Origin of the sequence: Amycolatopsis sp. NPDC051045 (assembly GCF_040682955.1) — a bacterium.
In the GTDB taxonomy this organism is placed as follows: Bacteria; Actinomycetota; Actinomycetes; order Mycobacteriales; family Pseudonocardiaceae; genus Amycolatopsis.
In genome coordinates this window covers 69,785-83,759 of sequence record NZ_JBFBCC010000019.1, presented here as the reverse complement: position 1 = coordinate 83,759, position 13,975 = coordinate 69,785, and the positions used below count along the sequence as shown (strand labels likewise).

General features: G+C 68.2%; 14 protein-coding genes and 1 pseudogene. 6 read left to right on the top strand and 9 right to left on the bottom strand.

Features of this window, described 5'->3' with window-relative positions; translation table 11 throughout:
* Window positions 1-155 precede the first annotated feature (155 nt).
* On the bottom strand, window positions 156-692 hold the full coding sequence (locus AB0M80_RS34350) for a GNAT family N-acetyltransferase (RefSeq protein WP_364573274.1): 537 nt from the start codon (window positions 690-692) through the stop codon (window positions 156-158).
* Between the two features lie 167 nt (window positions 693-859).
* Here AB0M80_RS34350 and AB0M80_RS34345 point away from each other — a divergent pair, with 167 nt between their 5' ends.
* Window positions 860-2,089, top strand: a complete 1,230-nt coding sequence (locus AB0M80_RS34345) for a YwqG family protein (RefSeq protein WP_364573273.1) — start codon at window positions 860-862, stop codon at window positions 2,087-2,089.
* A 461-nt stretch (window positions 2,090-2,550) separates the two neighbouring features.
* Here the strand turns inward: AB0M80_RS34345 and AB0M80_RS34340 are convergent, their stop codons facing one another.
* The 4 genes and pseudogenes from AB0M80_RS34340 to AB0M80_RS34325 form a co-directional block, all read right to left on the bottom strand.
* Window positions 2,551-3,486 carry a hypothetical protein gene (locus AB0M80_RS34340; protein WP_364573271.1) on the bottom strand — a complete coding sequence of 312 codons (936 nt, stop codon included), beginning with the start codon at window positions 3,484-3,486 and terminating at the stop codon, window positions 2,551-2,553.
* On the bottom strand, window positions 3,473-3,970 hold the full coding sequence (locus AB0M80_RS34335) for a SigE family RNA polymerase sigma factor (RefSeq protein WP_364573269.1): 498 nt from the start codon (window positions 3,968-3,970) through the stop codon (window positions 3,473-3,475). The genes AB0M80_RS34340 and AB0M80_RS34335 overlap by 14 nt, the downstream gene beginning before the upstream one ends.
* Before the next feature lie 227 nt (window positions 3,971-4,197).
* Window positions 4,198-4,455, bottom strand: a pseudogene (locus AB0M80_RS34330) (transposase); the annotation flags it as partial.
* 180 nt (window positions 4,456-4,635) lie between these two features.
* Complete coding sequence (locus AB0M80_RS34325; RefSeq protein ID WP_364573267.1) at window positions 4,636-5,058, bottom strand: hypothetical protein; 423 nt, start codon at window positions 5,056-5,058, stop codon at window positions 4,636-4,638.
* A gap of 341 nt (window positions 5,059-5,399) precedes the next feature.
* Between AB0M80_RS34325 and AB0M80_RS34320 the strand changes: the two genes are divergently transcribed.
* Window positions 5,400-5,861: a TetR family transcriptional regulator C-terminal domain-containing protein gene (locus AB0M80_RS34320; RefSeq protein WP_364573265.1), complete on the top strand. Its 462-nt coding sequence runs from the start codon at window positions 5,400-5,402 to the stop codon at window positions 5,859-5,861.
* 590 nt (window positions 5,862-6,451) lie between these two features.
* Here AB0M80_RS34320 and AB0M80_RS34315 read toward each other — a convergent pair.
* Window positions 6,452-7,042 (bottom strand): TetR family transcriptional regulator, encoded by a 591-nt coding sequence (locus AB0M80_RS34315; RefSeq protein WP_364573263.1) that lies wholly within the window; start codon window positions 7,040-7,042, stop codon window positions 6,452-6,454.
* Between the two features lie 125 nt (window positions 7,043-7,167).
* Here AB0M80_RS34315 and AB0M80_RS34310 point away from each other — a divergent pair, with 125 nt between their 5' ends.
* Window positions 7,168-8,136 carry an SDR family oxidoreductase gene (locus tag AB0M80_RS34310; RefSeq protein WP_364573261.1) on the top strand — a complete coding sequence of 323 codons (969 nt, stop codon included), beginning with the start codon at window positions 7,168-7,170 and terminating at the stop codon, window positions 8,134-8,136.
* A 278-nt stretch (window positions 8,137-8,414) separates the two neighbouring features.
* Window positions 8,415-9,053: a class I SAM-dependent methyltransferase gene (locus AB0M80_RS34305; protein ID WP_364573259.1), complete on the top strand. Its 639-nt coding sequence runs from the start codon at window positions 8,415-8,417 to the stop codon at window positions 9,051-9,053.
* A gap of 195 nt (window positions 9,054-9,248) precedes the next feature.
* Here AB0M80_RS34305 and AB0M80_RS34300 read toward each other — a convergent pair whose 3' ends face one another.
* Window positions 9,249-9,899 (bottom strand): TetR/AcrR family transcriptional regulator, encoded by a 651-nt coding sequence (locus AB0M80_RS34300; RefSeq protein ID WP_364573367.1) that lies wholly within the window; start codon window positions 9,897-9,899, stop codon window positions 9,249-9,251.
* Window positions 9,900-10,009: 110 nt separating this feature from the next.
* Here AB0M80_RS34300 and AB0M80_RS34295 point away from each other — a divergent pair, with 110 nt between their 5' ends.
* Entirely contained in the window at window positions 10,010-10,462 is a 453-nt protein-coding gene (locus AB0M80_RS34295; RefSeq protein ID WP_364573257.1) for a nuclear transport factor 2 family protein, read from the top strand.
* Window positions 10,463-10,628: 166 nt separating this feature from the next.
* On the opposite strand, the gene AB0M80_RS34290 is transcribed toward AB0M80_RS34295, so the two are convergent.
* On the bottom strand, window positions 10,629-11,231 hold the full coding sequence (locus AB0M80_RS34290; protein WP_364573255.1) for a TetR/AcrR family transcriptional regulator: 603 nt from the start codon (window positions 11,229-11,231) through the stop codon (window positions 10,629-10,631).
* Window positions 11,232-11,534: 303 nt separating this feature from the next.
* Between AB0M80_RS34290 and AB0M80_RS34285 the strand changes: the two genes are divergently transcribed.
* Window positions 11,535-12,482, top strand: coding sequence for an NAD-dependent epimerase/dehydratase family protein (locus tag AB0M80_RS34285; RefSeq protein WP_364573253.1), 948 nt, complete (start codon window positions 11,535-11,537; stop codon window positions 12,480-12,482).
* Window positions 12,483-12,720: 238 nt separating this feature from the next.
* On the opposite strand, the gene AB0M80_RS34280 is transcribed toward AB0M80_RS34285, so the two are convergent.
* A complete protein-coding gene (locus AB0M80_RS34280) occupies window positions 12,721-13,968 on the bottom strand; it encodes an MFS transporter (protein WP_364573251.1) in 1,248 nt (415 codons plus the stop codon).
* Between the last annotated feature and the right edge of the window lie 7 nt (window positions 13,969-13,975).

Genomic DNA, 13,975 nt, shown 5'->3' with positions numbered 1-13,975 from the left:
ACCTTGCCGCGTCCAGGGTTTTCCTGCCATACGCCGCACCGCGTTCACCAGCCGGCAGGACGGAGGTGAGGAAGCGATTTCGGGCACTTCAGGGCGAGTCGGACGGCTGGTTCCACAGCATGTGCGGGCGCCGGAGAAGGGCGAGGCCAGATGCGTCAGAGCCGTTTCGCGAGGAACAGGGTGGTCCCGTGGACCGCGTCCACGTCCTCCCGCCCGGTCTCGGTGAACCCGAGTTTGGCCAGCACACGACGAGAAGCGGTGTTCCACTCCCAGACCGTGGCCCACAAACGTACGTATCCGCACGATCTGGCCCAGTCCAGGACCGCCATCGAGGCCTCGGTCGCGTATCCCCGACCCCAGACCCGGCGCAGCAGCTCGAACGCCAGCTCCGGTTCCCCCTCGAACCCCCGGCCGCCGTCGATCAGCCCGCAGTAGCCGATGACGTCACCAGCAGCCTTCCGCTCGACCGCCGACAACCCGGTCGACGACGGCCGGCCGGCGCGGATCGCATCCTCGAGTTCCGCGACCGTGGGGTGCCCATCCACGTCGATCCGGCGGTGCGGCGGCACTCGCGGATCACGTTCGGTCCACAGCTCACGCTGAACGACAGCTTCGGCCACCCGCCAAGGTCTGAGCACCAGGCGATCCGTCTCGAGCACGACCTCACGCCCCGGCGTCACCTCAGTTGCCATGACAACAACTCTCCCACGGGCGAGCGTCCTGTCATGCCGACGTGAGGATCAGACTGGACCTGTTTGCGGTGGCGTCAACTCCACACCAGCTCGTCGCCCGCATCGTTGGTCGTGTCGGCCGGCGATGATAGCCTCGCTGGTCATCATTGCTCGGCCGGAAGGTCAAGGTGAACAGGGAAGCACTGGAAACGCTGCTGCGAGCCGGTCTACCTGTGACGTATGGGCATGTCCGAGTGGAACTTGCCGAGCCCGGTCTTGACCTCGCCTCGGATGGATGTCTCACCGTGAGGCTGTGCCTGCACAACGACCGCACCGGCGAATGCGCAGAGCAGACAGTCCAGCTGGTCCCGGCGGCGCAGGATCCCGAGCGTGCCCACGCCTACGTCCAGGCGTGGGTGTTGTCGCTGCCGTCACTGCTGGCAGGTGTGGTCGACCGGATGGGCAGCCGGTCCGTGGCCCCCAGCATGCTGGAGTTTCCCCAATCGGTGCTGGAACAGAGCCAGGCGCGGACCACGGCGCAGTTCGTCGAACAGTTCGCCGATCCCCGCACCGTGCGAGCATGGGCCGCGGCGGCGGATGCCGCCAACGCCGCGGAGTGGGTACGGGATGTCTGCCGGGACTTGCGGCTCGGCAGGCACGCGGACGCGCTGGTGGCGTTGTGCCGCACGGGGATCGAGCTGACCCCCGGCTCCGCCGCTGGACGCAGCTACCTTGGCGGCGTTCCCGAGCTGCCGTCCGGCGCGAGCTGGCCGCACCGCCGAGAACACGCGATGACCTTCCTGGCGCAGATCGACCTGGCCGAAATCAGCCGGTGCGACGATGACCGACTGTTGCCGCCGGCCGGGTTGCTGCAGATCTTCGCCGACCTCACCAGCGGCACTGCGTGGGACGACGCGGCGCACGGATCAGGGGTGCTGGTCGTGACCCAGCCACCGGACACCCCTGAACTCGTCGGCACGGCGCCTCCTGCGGGAGCCGAGTCGTTCCCGCGGCGCGAGGTGATCCCCTCGGTGGACTTGTCGTTGCCCCCGCTGGACAGTCCCTTTTACCGCGACCTCACCGAGCTGGATCTCACTGGCTGCGACCCCACCGGCCCCAGTGCGGAGTACGCGGCGTTCATCGAGTTCCTCGACGAGTTCCATCCCCCGTTGGACGACGGTGACCGGCCTCGGCACCGCTTGCTCGGCTACGCCGATCCCCTGCAGAACGACCCTTGGCAGCAGTGCGCGACCGCCGAACCGGGCGTGCCGCCGACACAATGGCAGCTGCTCGCCCAGATCGACTCCGAATCTGACGCTCTGCTCGGCGACAACGGCACGGTCTACGTCTTCATCCCCCGCGATGCACTGGCGTCGGGCGATTTCAGCAGGGCGCGTGGCGTATGGGAAACGCACTGACCCGCCAGGCGGCCGGCTCACCGGCTGGGGCGTGGCCCTTCAGATCCTCGTGCGCCTGGGCGGCCCGTCCTGCTGGGTCTGGCCGGACCCGGTCCTGCCGCCCAGTCTTAAGTAGCCGCTGAGCGTGACTGGGGTGACTCGGCCGCGGCGCCAGTCCGAGGGCTGGCGCCGCGGACGCGCCTGAAGGCAACTTTGAACCTCACCGACCAAACGCGAGAAGCGCGCGGCGAACACGGCGCGGGACAGGCCGGCCAGTTCCGCGACCGTCCTCCGCTGTGCCGGCTCGGTGCGCACCAAGTGCCGGGCTTCGCCCACCTCGGCGACGCGCAGCGCCCGCTACCAAGCAGTGCCGGTGATCCTTACGGCGGTTGGGCGCGCCTTCTCCCTCCCGGATGGCCCCGCGCCAGCTGCCTAGGGGGAGAGCCGAGGTCCATGCGGGCTGTTGCTTGGATGTTTGGGGTCTACTTGAGCTGTTTGAAGTCGGCGGGTGGGCTCAGAGTCAATTTGGCGAGATTCTCTTCTGTCCGGGGCAGCCAGGTGTAGGTGATCACTTCGCCCTCGGACTCCGGGAATTCGTCGCCGCCCTGCTTGTTGCCGGCCTTGACTGCGGTTTCCTTGACCGGCAGGTAGGTCGTGCTGTCCACCCACAGGTCGATCTTGTACTCGCGCCGGGGGCCGATCACCCGGAGGTGGTGGGTGTCGACGGTGCCGATCTTCTCCTGGCCCACCAGCTCGACCTTGCCCTCGGCCACTGCCTTCCTCATGCCGTCCGGATCGGTGGGGTCAGGGATCGGGGTTTGCGGTTTGTCGTCCCTCAGGTGGTTGACGGACCACCAGTTGTTCTCCCAGTCGACCGTGGTGATCTCCTGGCTCTCCCCGAGGTCTTTGACGGCGTGCGACTGTTGGCGGTGGGGCGGGCCGGACGGGGGTGCGGGTGGACCGGACGGGAGGGTCAGCTTCCCGTCCCCGGTGCGACCCGCCTGGGTGGCGGCCGGAAGGCGGGTGTAGACGTCGTTGCGGTACCGCTGGGTCGCCTTGTCGGTCCAGGTCTCGTAGTAGCCGCTCTCGTAGGTGTCCTTCGAGTAGATGACGTACTGGGTGCCCTGGCCGAGTGCCTTCACCGTCTCCGCCTGGATGAACGCCACGGTGACGATCCGGGGCTGAGCGCTGGTGGGCGCCGCGGTGGTGGACCGGTTGGGGGCGGCCTGGCCCGAGACGACCACTGCGACGACGGCCGCGGCGGCCACCGGGGTGGCGATGGCACCGGTGATCGCCCACGTGCGCCTGGTCCGGCGGCGGCGGAGCTTGCGGACCAGGTCCGGACTCGCGTGGACGTCGTCGATCTCGTGCCGCAGCCGGTCACCGATCCGGCGGCCGTACTGCTCATCGGTGAGCACGGGGAACCTCCTGGAGTGAGTCGTGGTCGGCCAGCAGCTCGCGCAGCCTGGCCAAAGCCCGGGATGTGTGCGACTTGACCGTCCCGGAGCTGAAGCCGAGCAGCCCGGCGGTCTGCTCGACGGACATGTCCTCGAAGAAGCGCAGCACGATGACCTGCCGTTGGCGGATCGGCAGTTCGGCCAGCGCGCGCAGCACCACGCGACGCTCGGAGACCTGCTCGTACCCGGCGTCCACCGCGTGCAGCGTGTCCACGTCGGGTGGCATCGGGGCCTCCCTGGGGCGCCGGAACAACGACCTGACCCGGTCCCGCGACAGGTTCAGCAACACCGTGCGTGCATACGCCTGAGGCGAGTCACGCGCCCGCGACCAATGCCGGGCGGTGCGCAACAGCGCTGTCTGCAACAGGTCCTCGGCGTGCCCGCGGTCGCCGGTCAGCAGGTACGCGGTGCGGAGCAACGCCGTCGAACTGTCTTCGACGAACACTTCGAAACTGGGATCTACCCGCATAACCCTCAGAACGTCCGCGTGCGAAACCAGGTTGTCATCGGTTCCAGTGTGACGCTGTGCTGGCCGAATGGGGGTCCGGATCGGCGAGGCCGCGGGGCGGGTAGGCCGACAGCGCAACGTTCAGGTCGCCGCCGTCGCGGTCGCAGACCAGAGTCAGGGCGGCGAGCCAGGTGCGCGACCGGAACGGCTGCTTCGCGGTGTCCAGCGCCGCCGGCCACACACACTCCAGCGACTTGGGAGTTTTCGATCCGGCCGGCGGTGCCGGTGTACTGGCGCTGGCCGCCGACGAAGCCCTTCTTCAGGTCGCCGGTCTCGTCGACGACCAGCACCGCTTGGTTGTCGTGCAGGTGCTCCACCACGTAGCCGCGTACGTCGTCGCGGACCTGATCGGCATCCCACTTGGCCCTGCCCAGCAGGTGCTGCATGCCGTCCGGGGTCGTTTCGCCGGCCCACTCGGCGATGGTCCGGCAGTTCTGCGGGGCGGGTCGGACAGCAGTCCGAGCATGGTCAGACAGGGCACGGACACTCCCTCGGCACCGGCCGACAGCATCCGCTGAAAGCGACAAGCGCGACGCCGACTTCCGCTGCGTCCTCGAAACACGTGCTCCGGACCGCTCCCGCGAGCCACTCAGGCATGAAGATCACGATCTACGACTGGAGTACTGATCGCTGGTGGACCGCACTGTGGCTAGCAACGCGCCGTACGCCATGGAGTAACCCGTGCTCTGGATCACCGGGATGCCCGCGGCCTGGATTTTGCCGGAGAGCACATTGCCCAGGCAGAACACCACGGTTCCCAGGAGCGAAAGAGCGATGCCCTGGCCGGACCCGGAGGACAGATCGAGGCCCGTGAGCTCGGGCCAGAACACGGTGCCGATACCCAGCAACCCCACCGCGCCGCCGGCAAGGACTCGCCTTGGCACGGTGCGGTGGAAGAACAGGCGGGCGAACACGGTGTTCACCAGCAGCGACATCGCGAAGACGAGGGAGACGAGTCCTGTGGCGAGGTGATGCTCGGCGAAGGAGAAGCACACGAAGTTGGTGGAGAACATCAGCGCGCCCATGCCTGCGAACTGTGCGTGGGCGCGCGGCGGATGGCGAAGCCGCGTGTGGCCATGACCTGCCAGACCGCCTCGGAGACCTCGCGTCGGCGGGCCTCGAGCGCAGGGGCAGGCCGCGTATGACGGCCCACGCCAGCACCATCGCGGCGGCCAGTAGTGGGTGAGCAGGCCCGTGGTCGCGCCGAGTTCGGTGGCGACGGCGCGCAGAGTCAAGCCGTCTTCGGCGCTGCCGTTTTCTCTCAGGGCGGCGCGCACCCGTTGCACTCTCTCGTGCACGAAGTCTCCCGGTACGTAAGGTTTTCGGAAGCGACGGTGTCTCTATCTTCCCCACCAAACACGCCTTGGTGGAGTACGCCCTCGACCTACTCGAACAGCGCACCACCTCCCGCCCCCGCCGCGACGCGGGCCAAGGTCGGGCCGCCCTCAGGGACGCGCTGCTGGACATCCTGCCGCTGACCCCCGAGGCCACCGACAGCAACCGAATCTGGGTCTCCTCCTGGGACGCTGCGCTTTCCGACCCCGACCTGAACGCCGACTACGCCCGCAAGTACGCCCAAAGTCGCGACAGGCTGAGCGAGCGGGTGGCCGCAGCTCAGGAACTCGGCGAACTGCCCCCCGGCGACCCCGCGCACATCGCGGCCGGCGCACAGTCCTTCGTTCTCGGCCTGGTGGTCCAGGCACTGTTCGCCCCGGCAGCGTTCCCACCACAACGGCAAGTCGAACTCCTGGACGACTACCTAGCCACCCTCACCACCCGCACTGATCCGACAACGATCACGCGGCGCGATCCTGACGGCGGGCTCTGAGACTGATCGATCGCCAGCTGCCGCGGCCCTGCTGTGCACCACCGCCGGGTATCGAGAACATTCTTTTGCAGCAACGAAAAGCCCGGCTCCGGGATCATGGCCTGGTGTTCGCCGGTGGGACGTCGAGGCTCGACGCGAGCGCGGACGCAATGCGCCGGACGACCGGATGATCCCGAACCGGCGGCCCGGCTGAACGTTACGCCGTACTGACCTTCGGGCTGGTACTGACCATATCCGGTGCGGCCGGATTGTTGATCTTCGGTGCCAGCCGGCCATACTGGGTCGCCATCGCCCTCGCGGCGACGCCGTTCGCCCCTCGAGATTCCGTGCTACGTCGGGACTTTCCACAGAGCGGACTGCACGGCCAGCAGCGACCGGCCCGGCTGTCACGTCGCACCCCCTCGACCACACCCGGCACGCCCAGTCACACAACGACCGGACATTCTCACACACGGTACAGGTCTTGATGACTCCAGCTTTGACACAATGTAATTCACCCGCCTGGAACGTTCTACATCCGCAGTTGAAGGGGCAGCAGCCGCATCAGTGCGGCCAAGATCGCGCGATCCGGCCACGAGGGGCGTGCGGTATCAGCTTTCGGGGCCTGCTTTTGTCGATGGGGCGGTCGCGGTGAGGGCGCGTAGATCGTCGAAGGCTCGCCGCAGATGCGTGTCCAGGCTCGGTGCGGGGTTGTCGATCCAGGCTTGGACCGCGTGCTGGTAGGCGGCCCAGCCGGTCCGGGCGGCCAGGCCGGCCAGCCCGTCACCGAGACCGCGCTGCCGCAGTGCCTCGGCCACGGCGTCGGTGAGCCAGGCGTGCTTGGCCAGCTCGCGTTCGCGCAGCGCCGGGGTCACCGCGATGATTTTCCACCGCGGTTCGGAGAACGGGCGGTTGGTCTCCAGATTCCGCGCGGATTTCCGGAAGGCGTCCAGCAGTATCTCGAATGGTTCGAGCCCGTCGGGTGCTTCGGCCACCGACTGCATCAGTGCGGCGCGTAGGTCCGCTTCGCCGCCGAAGAGCACCTCGCGCTTGTCCGGGAAGTGGCGAAAGAAGGTGCGCTCGTTGACGCCGGCCCGGGCGGCGATCTCCGCCGCCGTGGTCTGGTCGAATCCTCGTTCCCGGTACAGCTCCAAGGCCGCCTGCTGAAGGCGGCGACGCGCTTCCGCTCCGCTTCGTGGCACCTCGGGAGGTTACCGCAATGTGTCAGTGACTGGCGTCACGTTGCGCCAGTAGCTGGCGCTACGCGTAGGGTCAGTGACTGGCGCTACTTAGCGCCAGTCACTGGCTTTAACGGGGAGAATTTCGCATGCACGTCTTCGTCACCGGTGGTTCCGGCCAGACCGGCCCCACCGTCGTCGCCGAGCTCGTCGCGGCCGGCCACACCGTCACCGGTCTGGCCCGCTCGGATGCCGCCGCCGCCCGGCTGGAGGCACTGGGCGCCACCCCGCACCGCGGCTGCCTGGAAGATCTCGACAGCCTGCGCGGCGGCGCTGAAGCCGCCGACGGCGTCCTGCACATGGCCTACGGCGGCGACTACGCCGACCCGGACGACCTCATCCGCCGCGACCGCGCCGCGATCGAAGCGCTCGGACAGACACTGGCCGGGTCCGGCAAGCCATTCGTCAGCACGTCGGGCACGTTGGTGACGAAGGCCGACCGGGTCAGCGCCGAACAGGACGCGCCGGATCCCGATTCGGTCGCCGCCTTTCGCATCGCCGGCGAGCAGGCATGTCTTGGCTTCGCCGAACAAGGGGTCCGATCCAGCGTCGTGCGGCTCGCACCGACCGTCCACGGCCCCGGCGATTACGGGTTCGTTCCGGCGCTCATCGCGGCCGCGCGCAGGGCGGGCGTCTCGGCCTACATCGGTGACGGCGCCAATCGCTGGCCGGCGATCCACCGCGCCGACGCCGCCCGCCTCTTCCGGTTGGCGCTGGAGAAAGCTCCCCCCGGCAGCGTGCTGCACGGCGCCGGCGAAAGCGCCGTCACGATCAGGAGCATCGCGGAACAGGTCGCGCGGATACTCGGCATCCCCACCGCCTCGCTGACCCTCGAACAGGCCGCCGAACATCTCGGAAACCCGTTCCTGGCCAAATTCTTCTCCCTCGACGTGCCCGTCTCCAGCGAGCACACCCAGGCACTCCTCGGCTGGACGCCGGAGCACGCGACCTTGCTGGAGGACCTCGAGACCAGCGACTACTTCACCCCACAAGCCAGCATCCGCGCAGAGGAGATCTGGTTACCGCACCACGGCACGAACGAGCACAGCCGGAGCTGACGCGCACACCCCGAAGACGCCAACCCCGAAGAGAACGTCAGCCATGCCCATCGACGATCTGCGTCCCTGCTCATCACGATCGCCGAGTCCGACGGACACTGGCGCAACTTCGCCGACGACCCCGATCCAGTACTGCAACGGCAGTCAGGTGAGCGCGACGAGGAGGCGACCGCCACCTGGCGGCGGGAGACGAGATAATAAGGGCAATGAAAGCAAGGCTCGCGGCCTGGCCGGATTCGCATGGGTCGTGTTCAACCCCGCTCCGAGAAAGGGATTTTGTGGCGAGAGACTTCGATCCTTGGATCGCCGTGAGATCGTCGTACGACGTTGTGGCCGGCAACTATTCGGCTCTCGTCCTTGAGGATCTGGCGCGACAGCCGGTGCAGCAGGGATTGCTGAAGGCTTTCGCCGAGCTGGCACGCGGCGGGCGCGTCATCGATGCGGGGTGCGGACCGGGGCAGATCACGGCGCACCTGCACACGCTGGGCCTGGAGGTGCGCGGTGTCGATCTGTCGCCGGGCATGGTCAGGCAAGCCAGAACCAACTTCCCGGATCTGGACTTCACGATCGGCTCGATGTCCGAACTTGCCGAGTCCGAGGGCAGCCTGTCGGGCGTCATCGCCTGGCTCTCCACGATTCACCTCCCCGAACCGCAGTTGCAGGAGGTGCTGGCCGAGTTCCATCGGGTGCTGATCGACGGAGCACCGGTGTTGCTGACCTTCCAGGTTGGCGACGGCGTGAAGCATTTCACGCAGCAGTGGGGCAGCGAGGTCGACCTGGTGGTCCACCGGCGACGTCCCGAGGCGGTCGAGGCCATGCTGGTCAGCGCCGGTTTCCATGTCGTTCTGACCTCCGTCTTCGAACCGGCCGGGAGACGCGGGGCGCAGGCGGCGTGCCTCATCGCTCTCCGGGAGTAGCCACCCGATCGCCGGAGGGCTCCTCCCGAAGAACGCCGCGGACACTTCAATCCCGCGCAACTTCCAAGAGCCGATCCCACTGCTGGAGTGCGTGTGGCCGGCGGCGCTGGACACCGCGAAGCAGCCGTTCCGGTCGCGCATCTGGCTCGCCGCCCTGACCGGTTCGAGCGGGCGATGCGGCGAAGACCCGCCGTGTCAGTGGGTGGTCGGCAGCCCGGCCGCGGTCGCGGCGATCATGTGCTGCAGCGTCGGCCGGAACGGGGGGAACACCCGGGCGATCTCCGGCTCGCGGTCGTACAGCTCCTGCAGTGCGGCCGAGGGACGGGTCAGGGGGAACAGCTTCGCGACGAACGCGCTGGCCGCCATGACCAAGGACGCCCCGTCCGTGCCGGTCAGCTCGGGGCAGGCGGTGGTGAGCTGCCGACCCAGGGTGAAGTAGGTGTCGATGGCCCACCGCTTGTAGACCTCCAAGACCGCGACCGACACGTTGTGCTCCAGCATCGTCTCGGCATGCGTGGTGAGGTCGCAGTACAACGGCCGGTCGGCGTAAGCGTCGGCCAAGGCCGCCGCCGCGGCGGAAAACCCGCTCGCCCCGTGCAGCGCGGCGCCGGCGGCGGCCGCCCAGTCCGCCCCCTCCCGCATCGTCAGCTGCAGGTAGATCTCCTCGCGCGTGCCGAAGTAGCGCAGGACGTTGGACTTGGCCAGCCCCACCGCCGCGGCGATGTCGCCCAGGCTGACCCAGGCCACGCCCGACGCCCGGGCGAGGTCGCCGGCGGCGGCGAGGATCGTCTCCCGCCGCTGGTTCTTCTGCTCCGGGCGCCTGGCCCGCTGGAACGACGCTTCCATGGCGGTCACCACCCTAACCCCACACTTAGCGGAACAACGTTCTCTTGTTAAAGTTACGCCGTTCTTATAACCTCGGCCCGAACCGTCCCCCACCCCGAAACGGCAAGCACATGACCGTCGGCAGCACCGATCTCGGCCAGACCATCGACGCCTTCGTGGCCTCCTTCAACGACCCCGACCTCGACCGGGTCATGTCGTTCTTCGCCGAGGACGCCCGCTACCTGCCCGGCCGCGGCCCCGAGCTGCGCGGCCTCCCCGCGATCCGGGCGGCGTTCGCGCCGCAGTTCGCCGGCCGCTACGGCGCGATGACCTTCGAGGTGTACGACCGGGTGATGGACGAGTCCCGTGCCCGGGCGACGATCCGATGGGCGTGCCGATTGGACCTGACCGGCGCGCACGGCAAACGCGCGATCCCGCCGCTGCGGTGGTTCGCCCGGCTCCGCTACGGCGGCCGCGTCCAATGGCACGGCCTGGACGTCTTCCACTTCGACTCCGCCGGGAAGATCACCGGCAAGTTCACCTACGCGACCTTCCGCCTGCCGCTCTGGGAACGGGCACGCTGACCATCCGCGCCGACGAGCGTGATCAGCGTTCTCCTCTGCTGCAGACCTGAACTGTCCCGACGCACGCTCTCGAGGAAGCCGCCGATGAGCGGGCATCCGATCCTGTCGATGGACCGGGATGTCGCCTGGCTCCGGCTGCAGCAGTTGGCGCCGACGGCGGTGCCGGCTACCCGTTTCGCGGTTCCTCGGTTCGCCAGCCGAGAAGGATCGCGCGGAGCGCCTGCTCGGCGAGTCGCCGGGCGCGCTCATTGCCGACGGTGCCGAGGTAGCCGAGCGAGGCTATGCCGTAGAGCGTGCCCCAAATGATCTCGCAGGCCTCATCGGAGTCGGCCAGGACTACGTCGTGTGCGTCCGACCAGGCGGCGAGCAGTTCCTTCAGGACGGCGATGGCCGGTTCCGCGGCGTGCCGGCGCTCGTCCGCGTCGACTACGGCGCCGTTCATGACCTCGTAGAGGTGTGGGTGCTCGCCGGCGAACCGCACGTACTCGGACGCGATGCGCATCATGCGCCGGTCGATGACGGGCTCCTCGGCGGCCTGCCGGAACCGGGTCAGCATCAGGCGGTGGCCGTGCGCGACCAGTTCCAGCACGAGTGCGTCCTTGTTGGCGAAGTGCTGGTAGACGACGGGCGCGGAGTATTCGATGTCGGTCGCGATGCGCCGGATCGTCAGCGCTGCGACACCCTCGGTCTCGAGGACGTGCAGCGCGGCCTCGATGATCCGTTCGCGGGTGCTCGCCCGTTCCCGGGCGCGTCTTGTGCTGGTCGGCATGGTCCGTCACTTCGCTTCGGTGGTGTCCTCGGACACTAGCCGCCGCTCTTGACGGCGACGTCTCGGCGTAGCTAAGTTAACGTTGTTAGAAAATCTAACTACGTTAGACCACCTCGGGCTGCACCTGGTCGAGCGGCTCGAAGTCTTCGACGTCAGCGACGACGATCCCGAGCTGAACGCGAAGTTCCAGGAACTGCACCAGCGCCGCAACGAGCTCAACCCCGACGTCGCCGGAATGCCGGCCGACGTGCCTGCCTACACCGGCCGGCGCACCCAGGACTCACATCGAGGAGAAAGCCTTTCATGGCCGAGCACGTCATCATCGGCGCCGGTTCCATCGGCACGAATGTCGCGCGCCTGCTTGTCAAGCGCGGCGAAAGCGTCCGGATCGTCACGCGCAGCGGCTCCGGCCCCGCGCACCCGCTGATCGAGCGGGTCGCCGCGGACGCCTCCGACCCGTCACGCGTGACCGAGCTGTCTCGCGGTGCGAAAGTGATCTACCACTGCGCGAACCCGCCCTCGTACACGAGCTGGGAACGCTTGTTGCCACCCCTGCAGACAGCGGTGATCACCGCCGCGAAGGCGAACGACACGGTCCTGGCGCTCACCGGCAGCCTCTACGCCTACGGCAGGCAACCCGGCGGCCGGATGAACGAACGCACCCCCATGGCCGCCACCGGGCGCAAGGGCCGCCTGCGCAAACGGATGTGGGAACAAGCCCTCACCGCGGGCATCCGCACCGTCGAGGTCCGCGGCTCCGACTACATCGGCAAGGACGCCAACGGCATCTACTCCCTGCTCATCGAGCCGGCCTTGGAGAAGGGCCGCGCCGCTTGGATCACCGGCCACCTCGACATGCCGCACACCTTCACCTTCAACGGCGACATGGCACAGGCCTTGATCACGCTGGCCCAGGACGAACGCGCCTGGGGCCGGGCCTGGCACGTACCATCCCCACCGGCCGTCACCATCCGCGAGCTCGCACGACGCTACGCCATCGCCACGGGCCGGCCACCGGTCAAACTGATCCAGATGCCCCGCTTCGCGATGCGCACGGCCGGGCTGGTCGTGCCCATCGCCCGCGAGATGGCCGAAATGGACTACCAGTGGTATGCGCCATTCCACATGGACGCGACGGAGACGGCGGACACCTTCGGCCTGACCGCCACCGACCTCGACACCGCCATCCGCGACCAGGTCGGCGCGATCAGCGGGGAACACGCCGACGGGGGACCGCGGCCGAACATGTGACCAGCTTGTCATCCACGCCGACAGGTGGATCTCGCCGCCGCGGTGTAGATGTCGCTTAGGTCCAGCTTCATGGAGGCGCAGTAGGCGGACGACCCCGGCGATGACCAGCAGTCCGATGACCATTCCTTCAAAGCATTCGGCCGCGGCGTTGGCGCGGGTCCCGGCCTCATTCGCATTGCTCTCGGCGTTCTGCTGGTCGATCGCGCGCCGTTCCGCGGTGTTCGCGATCGGTCCGGTGTCAGCGGGTTTCCACGGATGCCGATACCGGCCCCTGCGGGCGCCGGACCGCTCTGGAAAAGATCGGCGCTGTTGCGATGAGGCCGAACACTATGCCGCCCACCACCATGGCTTGCGTTTCGCCGAACGCGCCGGCGAGGGGGGCGACACTGAGCTGGCCGACGGGGATCGCGGCGTACGAGACGAGGTCGTCGTACGCCGCGATCCTCGAAAGCATCTTGTTCGGCACGTGGTCCTGCAACGAGGTCTCCCACGTGATCGCCATGACGCCGAGGCCGACACCCGCGACGAAGGCAACACCGATCAGCAACGCGGCACTGCCGCGCAGGCCGAGGACGATCATGGGAAGCGCGCCCGTGGCGAAGCACAGCAGACCCACCACCAGGGACCGCGCTCGTTTGACCCGGTACATCGCCGCGGTCGCCGCCAGCATGCCCGCGGCCCGCGCGCTGAGCACGATTCCCCAGAACACCGCGCCGACGGACGTGCTGGCTATCGTCGGCCCGAGCACGCTCCAGACGCCGACGTAGATGCAGTTGGTGGCCGCGAAAGCCAGCACGACGACGCAGACCCAAGTCATCGAGCGGAATGCGACCCAGCCGTCGCGAAGTTCACGAAAGAACGCCGACGAACCCTTCGTGACCTGCTCCGGCAGGCGCACCTTGGCCAGGAAGAACGCCGCGATCAGGTAGCTGACGGCGTCGATGCACATCGCCCAGCCCCCGCCGAAGGCGATCACGATCCCGCCCGCCAGCGACGGCCCGACGATCGAGATCAGGTTCTTCGACGACCCCAGCAACGAATTGGCCCGCTGCCGCTGGTCGGCGTCGACCAGCTGGGGGACGATTCCCCGCAGGGCGGGCGAGGTGAACGCCGTCAGCGTGCCGTTCACGAACTCCAGGGCGACGATAGCGGCAAGGTGGAAGTTCCCGGAGATGAAAAAGGTGGCGGCGAGGCCCTGCGACAACGCCGCGCCGAAGTTCGACACCAGCAAGACCGTTCTGCGGGAAAACCGGTCCGCGACGACGCCGCCGACGAGCAGGAACAGCAGCATCGGAACGCTGCGCGCCGCCAGGATCAGGCCCAGCGCGCCCGCGCTGTGCGTCGCATCCAGCACGGCGAAGGCGAGCGCGACCGGTGCCATGGAGCTGCCCGCGAGCGAGACGACGCGCCCCAGGAAGAACCACCGGAACCCGGGATTGCGCAGGGGGCCGGGTGTCGTCGAACGCCTCGACTCGTGGTCGGTCACTTGCCTC

Coding starts and splice junctions, on each gene's coding strand:
- AB0M80_RS34350 (WP_364573274.1), bottom strand. CDS start 692: ATGGCAACTGAGGTGACGCCGGGGCGTGAGGTCGTGCTCGAGACGGAT.
- AB0M80_RS34325 (WP_364573267.1), bottom strand. CDS start 5,058: ATGGGCGCGCTGATGTTCTCCACCAACTTCGTGTGCTTCTCCTTCGCC.
- AB0M80_RS34310 (WP_364573261.1), top strand. CDS start 7,168: ATGCACGTCTTCGTCACCGGTGGTTCCGGCCAGACCGGCCCCACCGTC.
- AB0M80_RS34300 (WP_364573367.1), bottom strand. CDS start 9,899: ATGGAAGCGTCGTTCCAGCGGGCCAGGCGCCCGGAGCAGAAGAACCAG.
- AB0M80_RS34295 (WP_364573257.1), top strand. CDS start 10,010: ATGACCGTCGGCAGCACCGATCTCGGCCAGACCATCGACGCCTTCGTG.
- AB0M80_RS34290 (WP_364573255.1), bottom strand. CDS start 11,231: ATGCCGACCAGCACAAGACGCGCCCGGGAACGGGCGAGCACCCGCGAA.
- AB0M80_RS34285 (WP_364573253.1), top strand. CDS start 11,535: ATGGCCGAGCACGTCATCATCGGCGCCGGTTCCATCGGCACGAATGTC.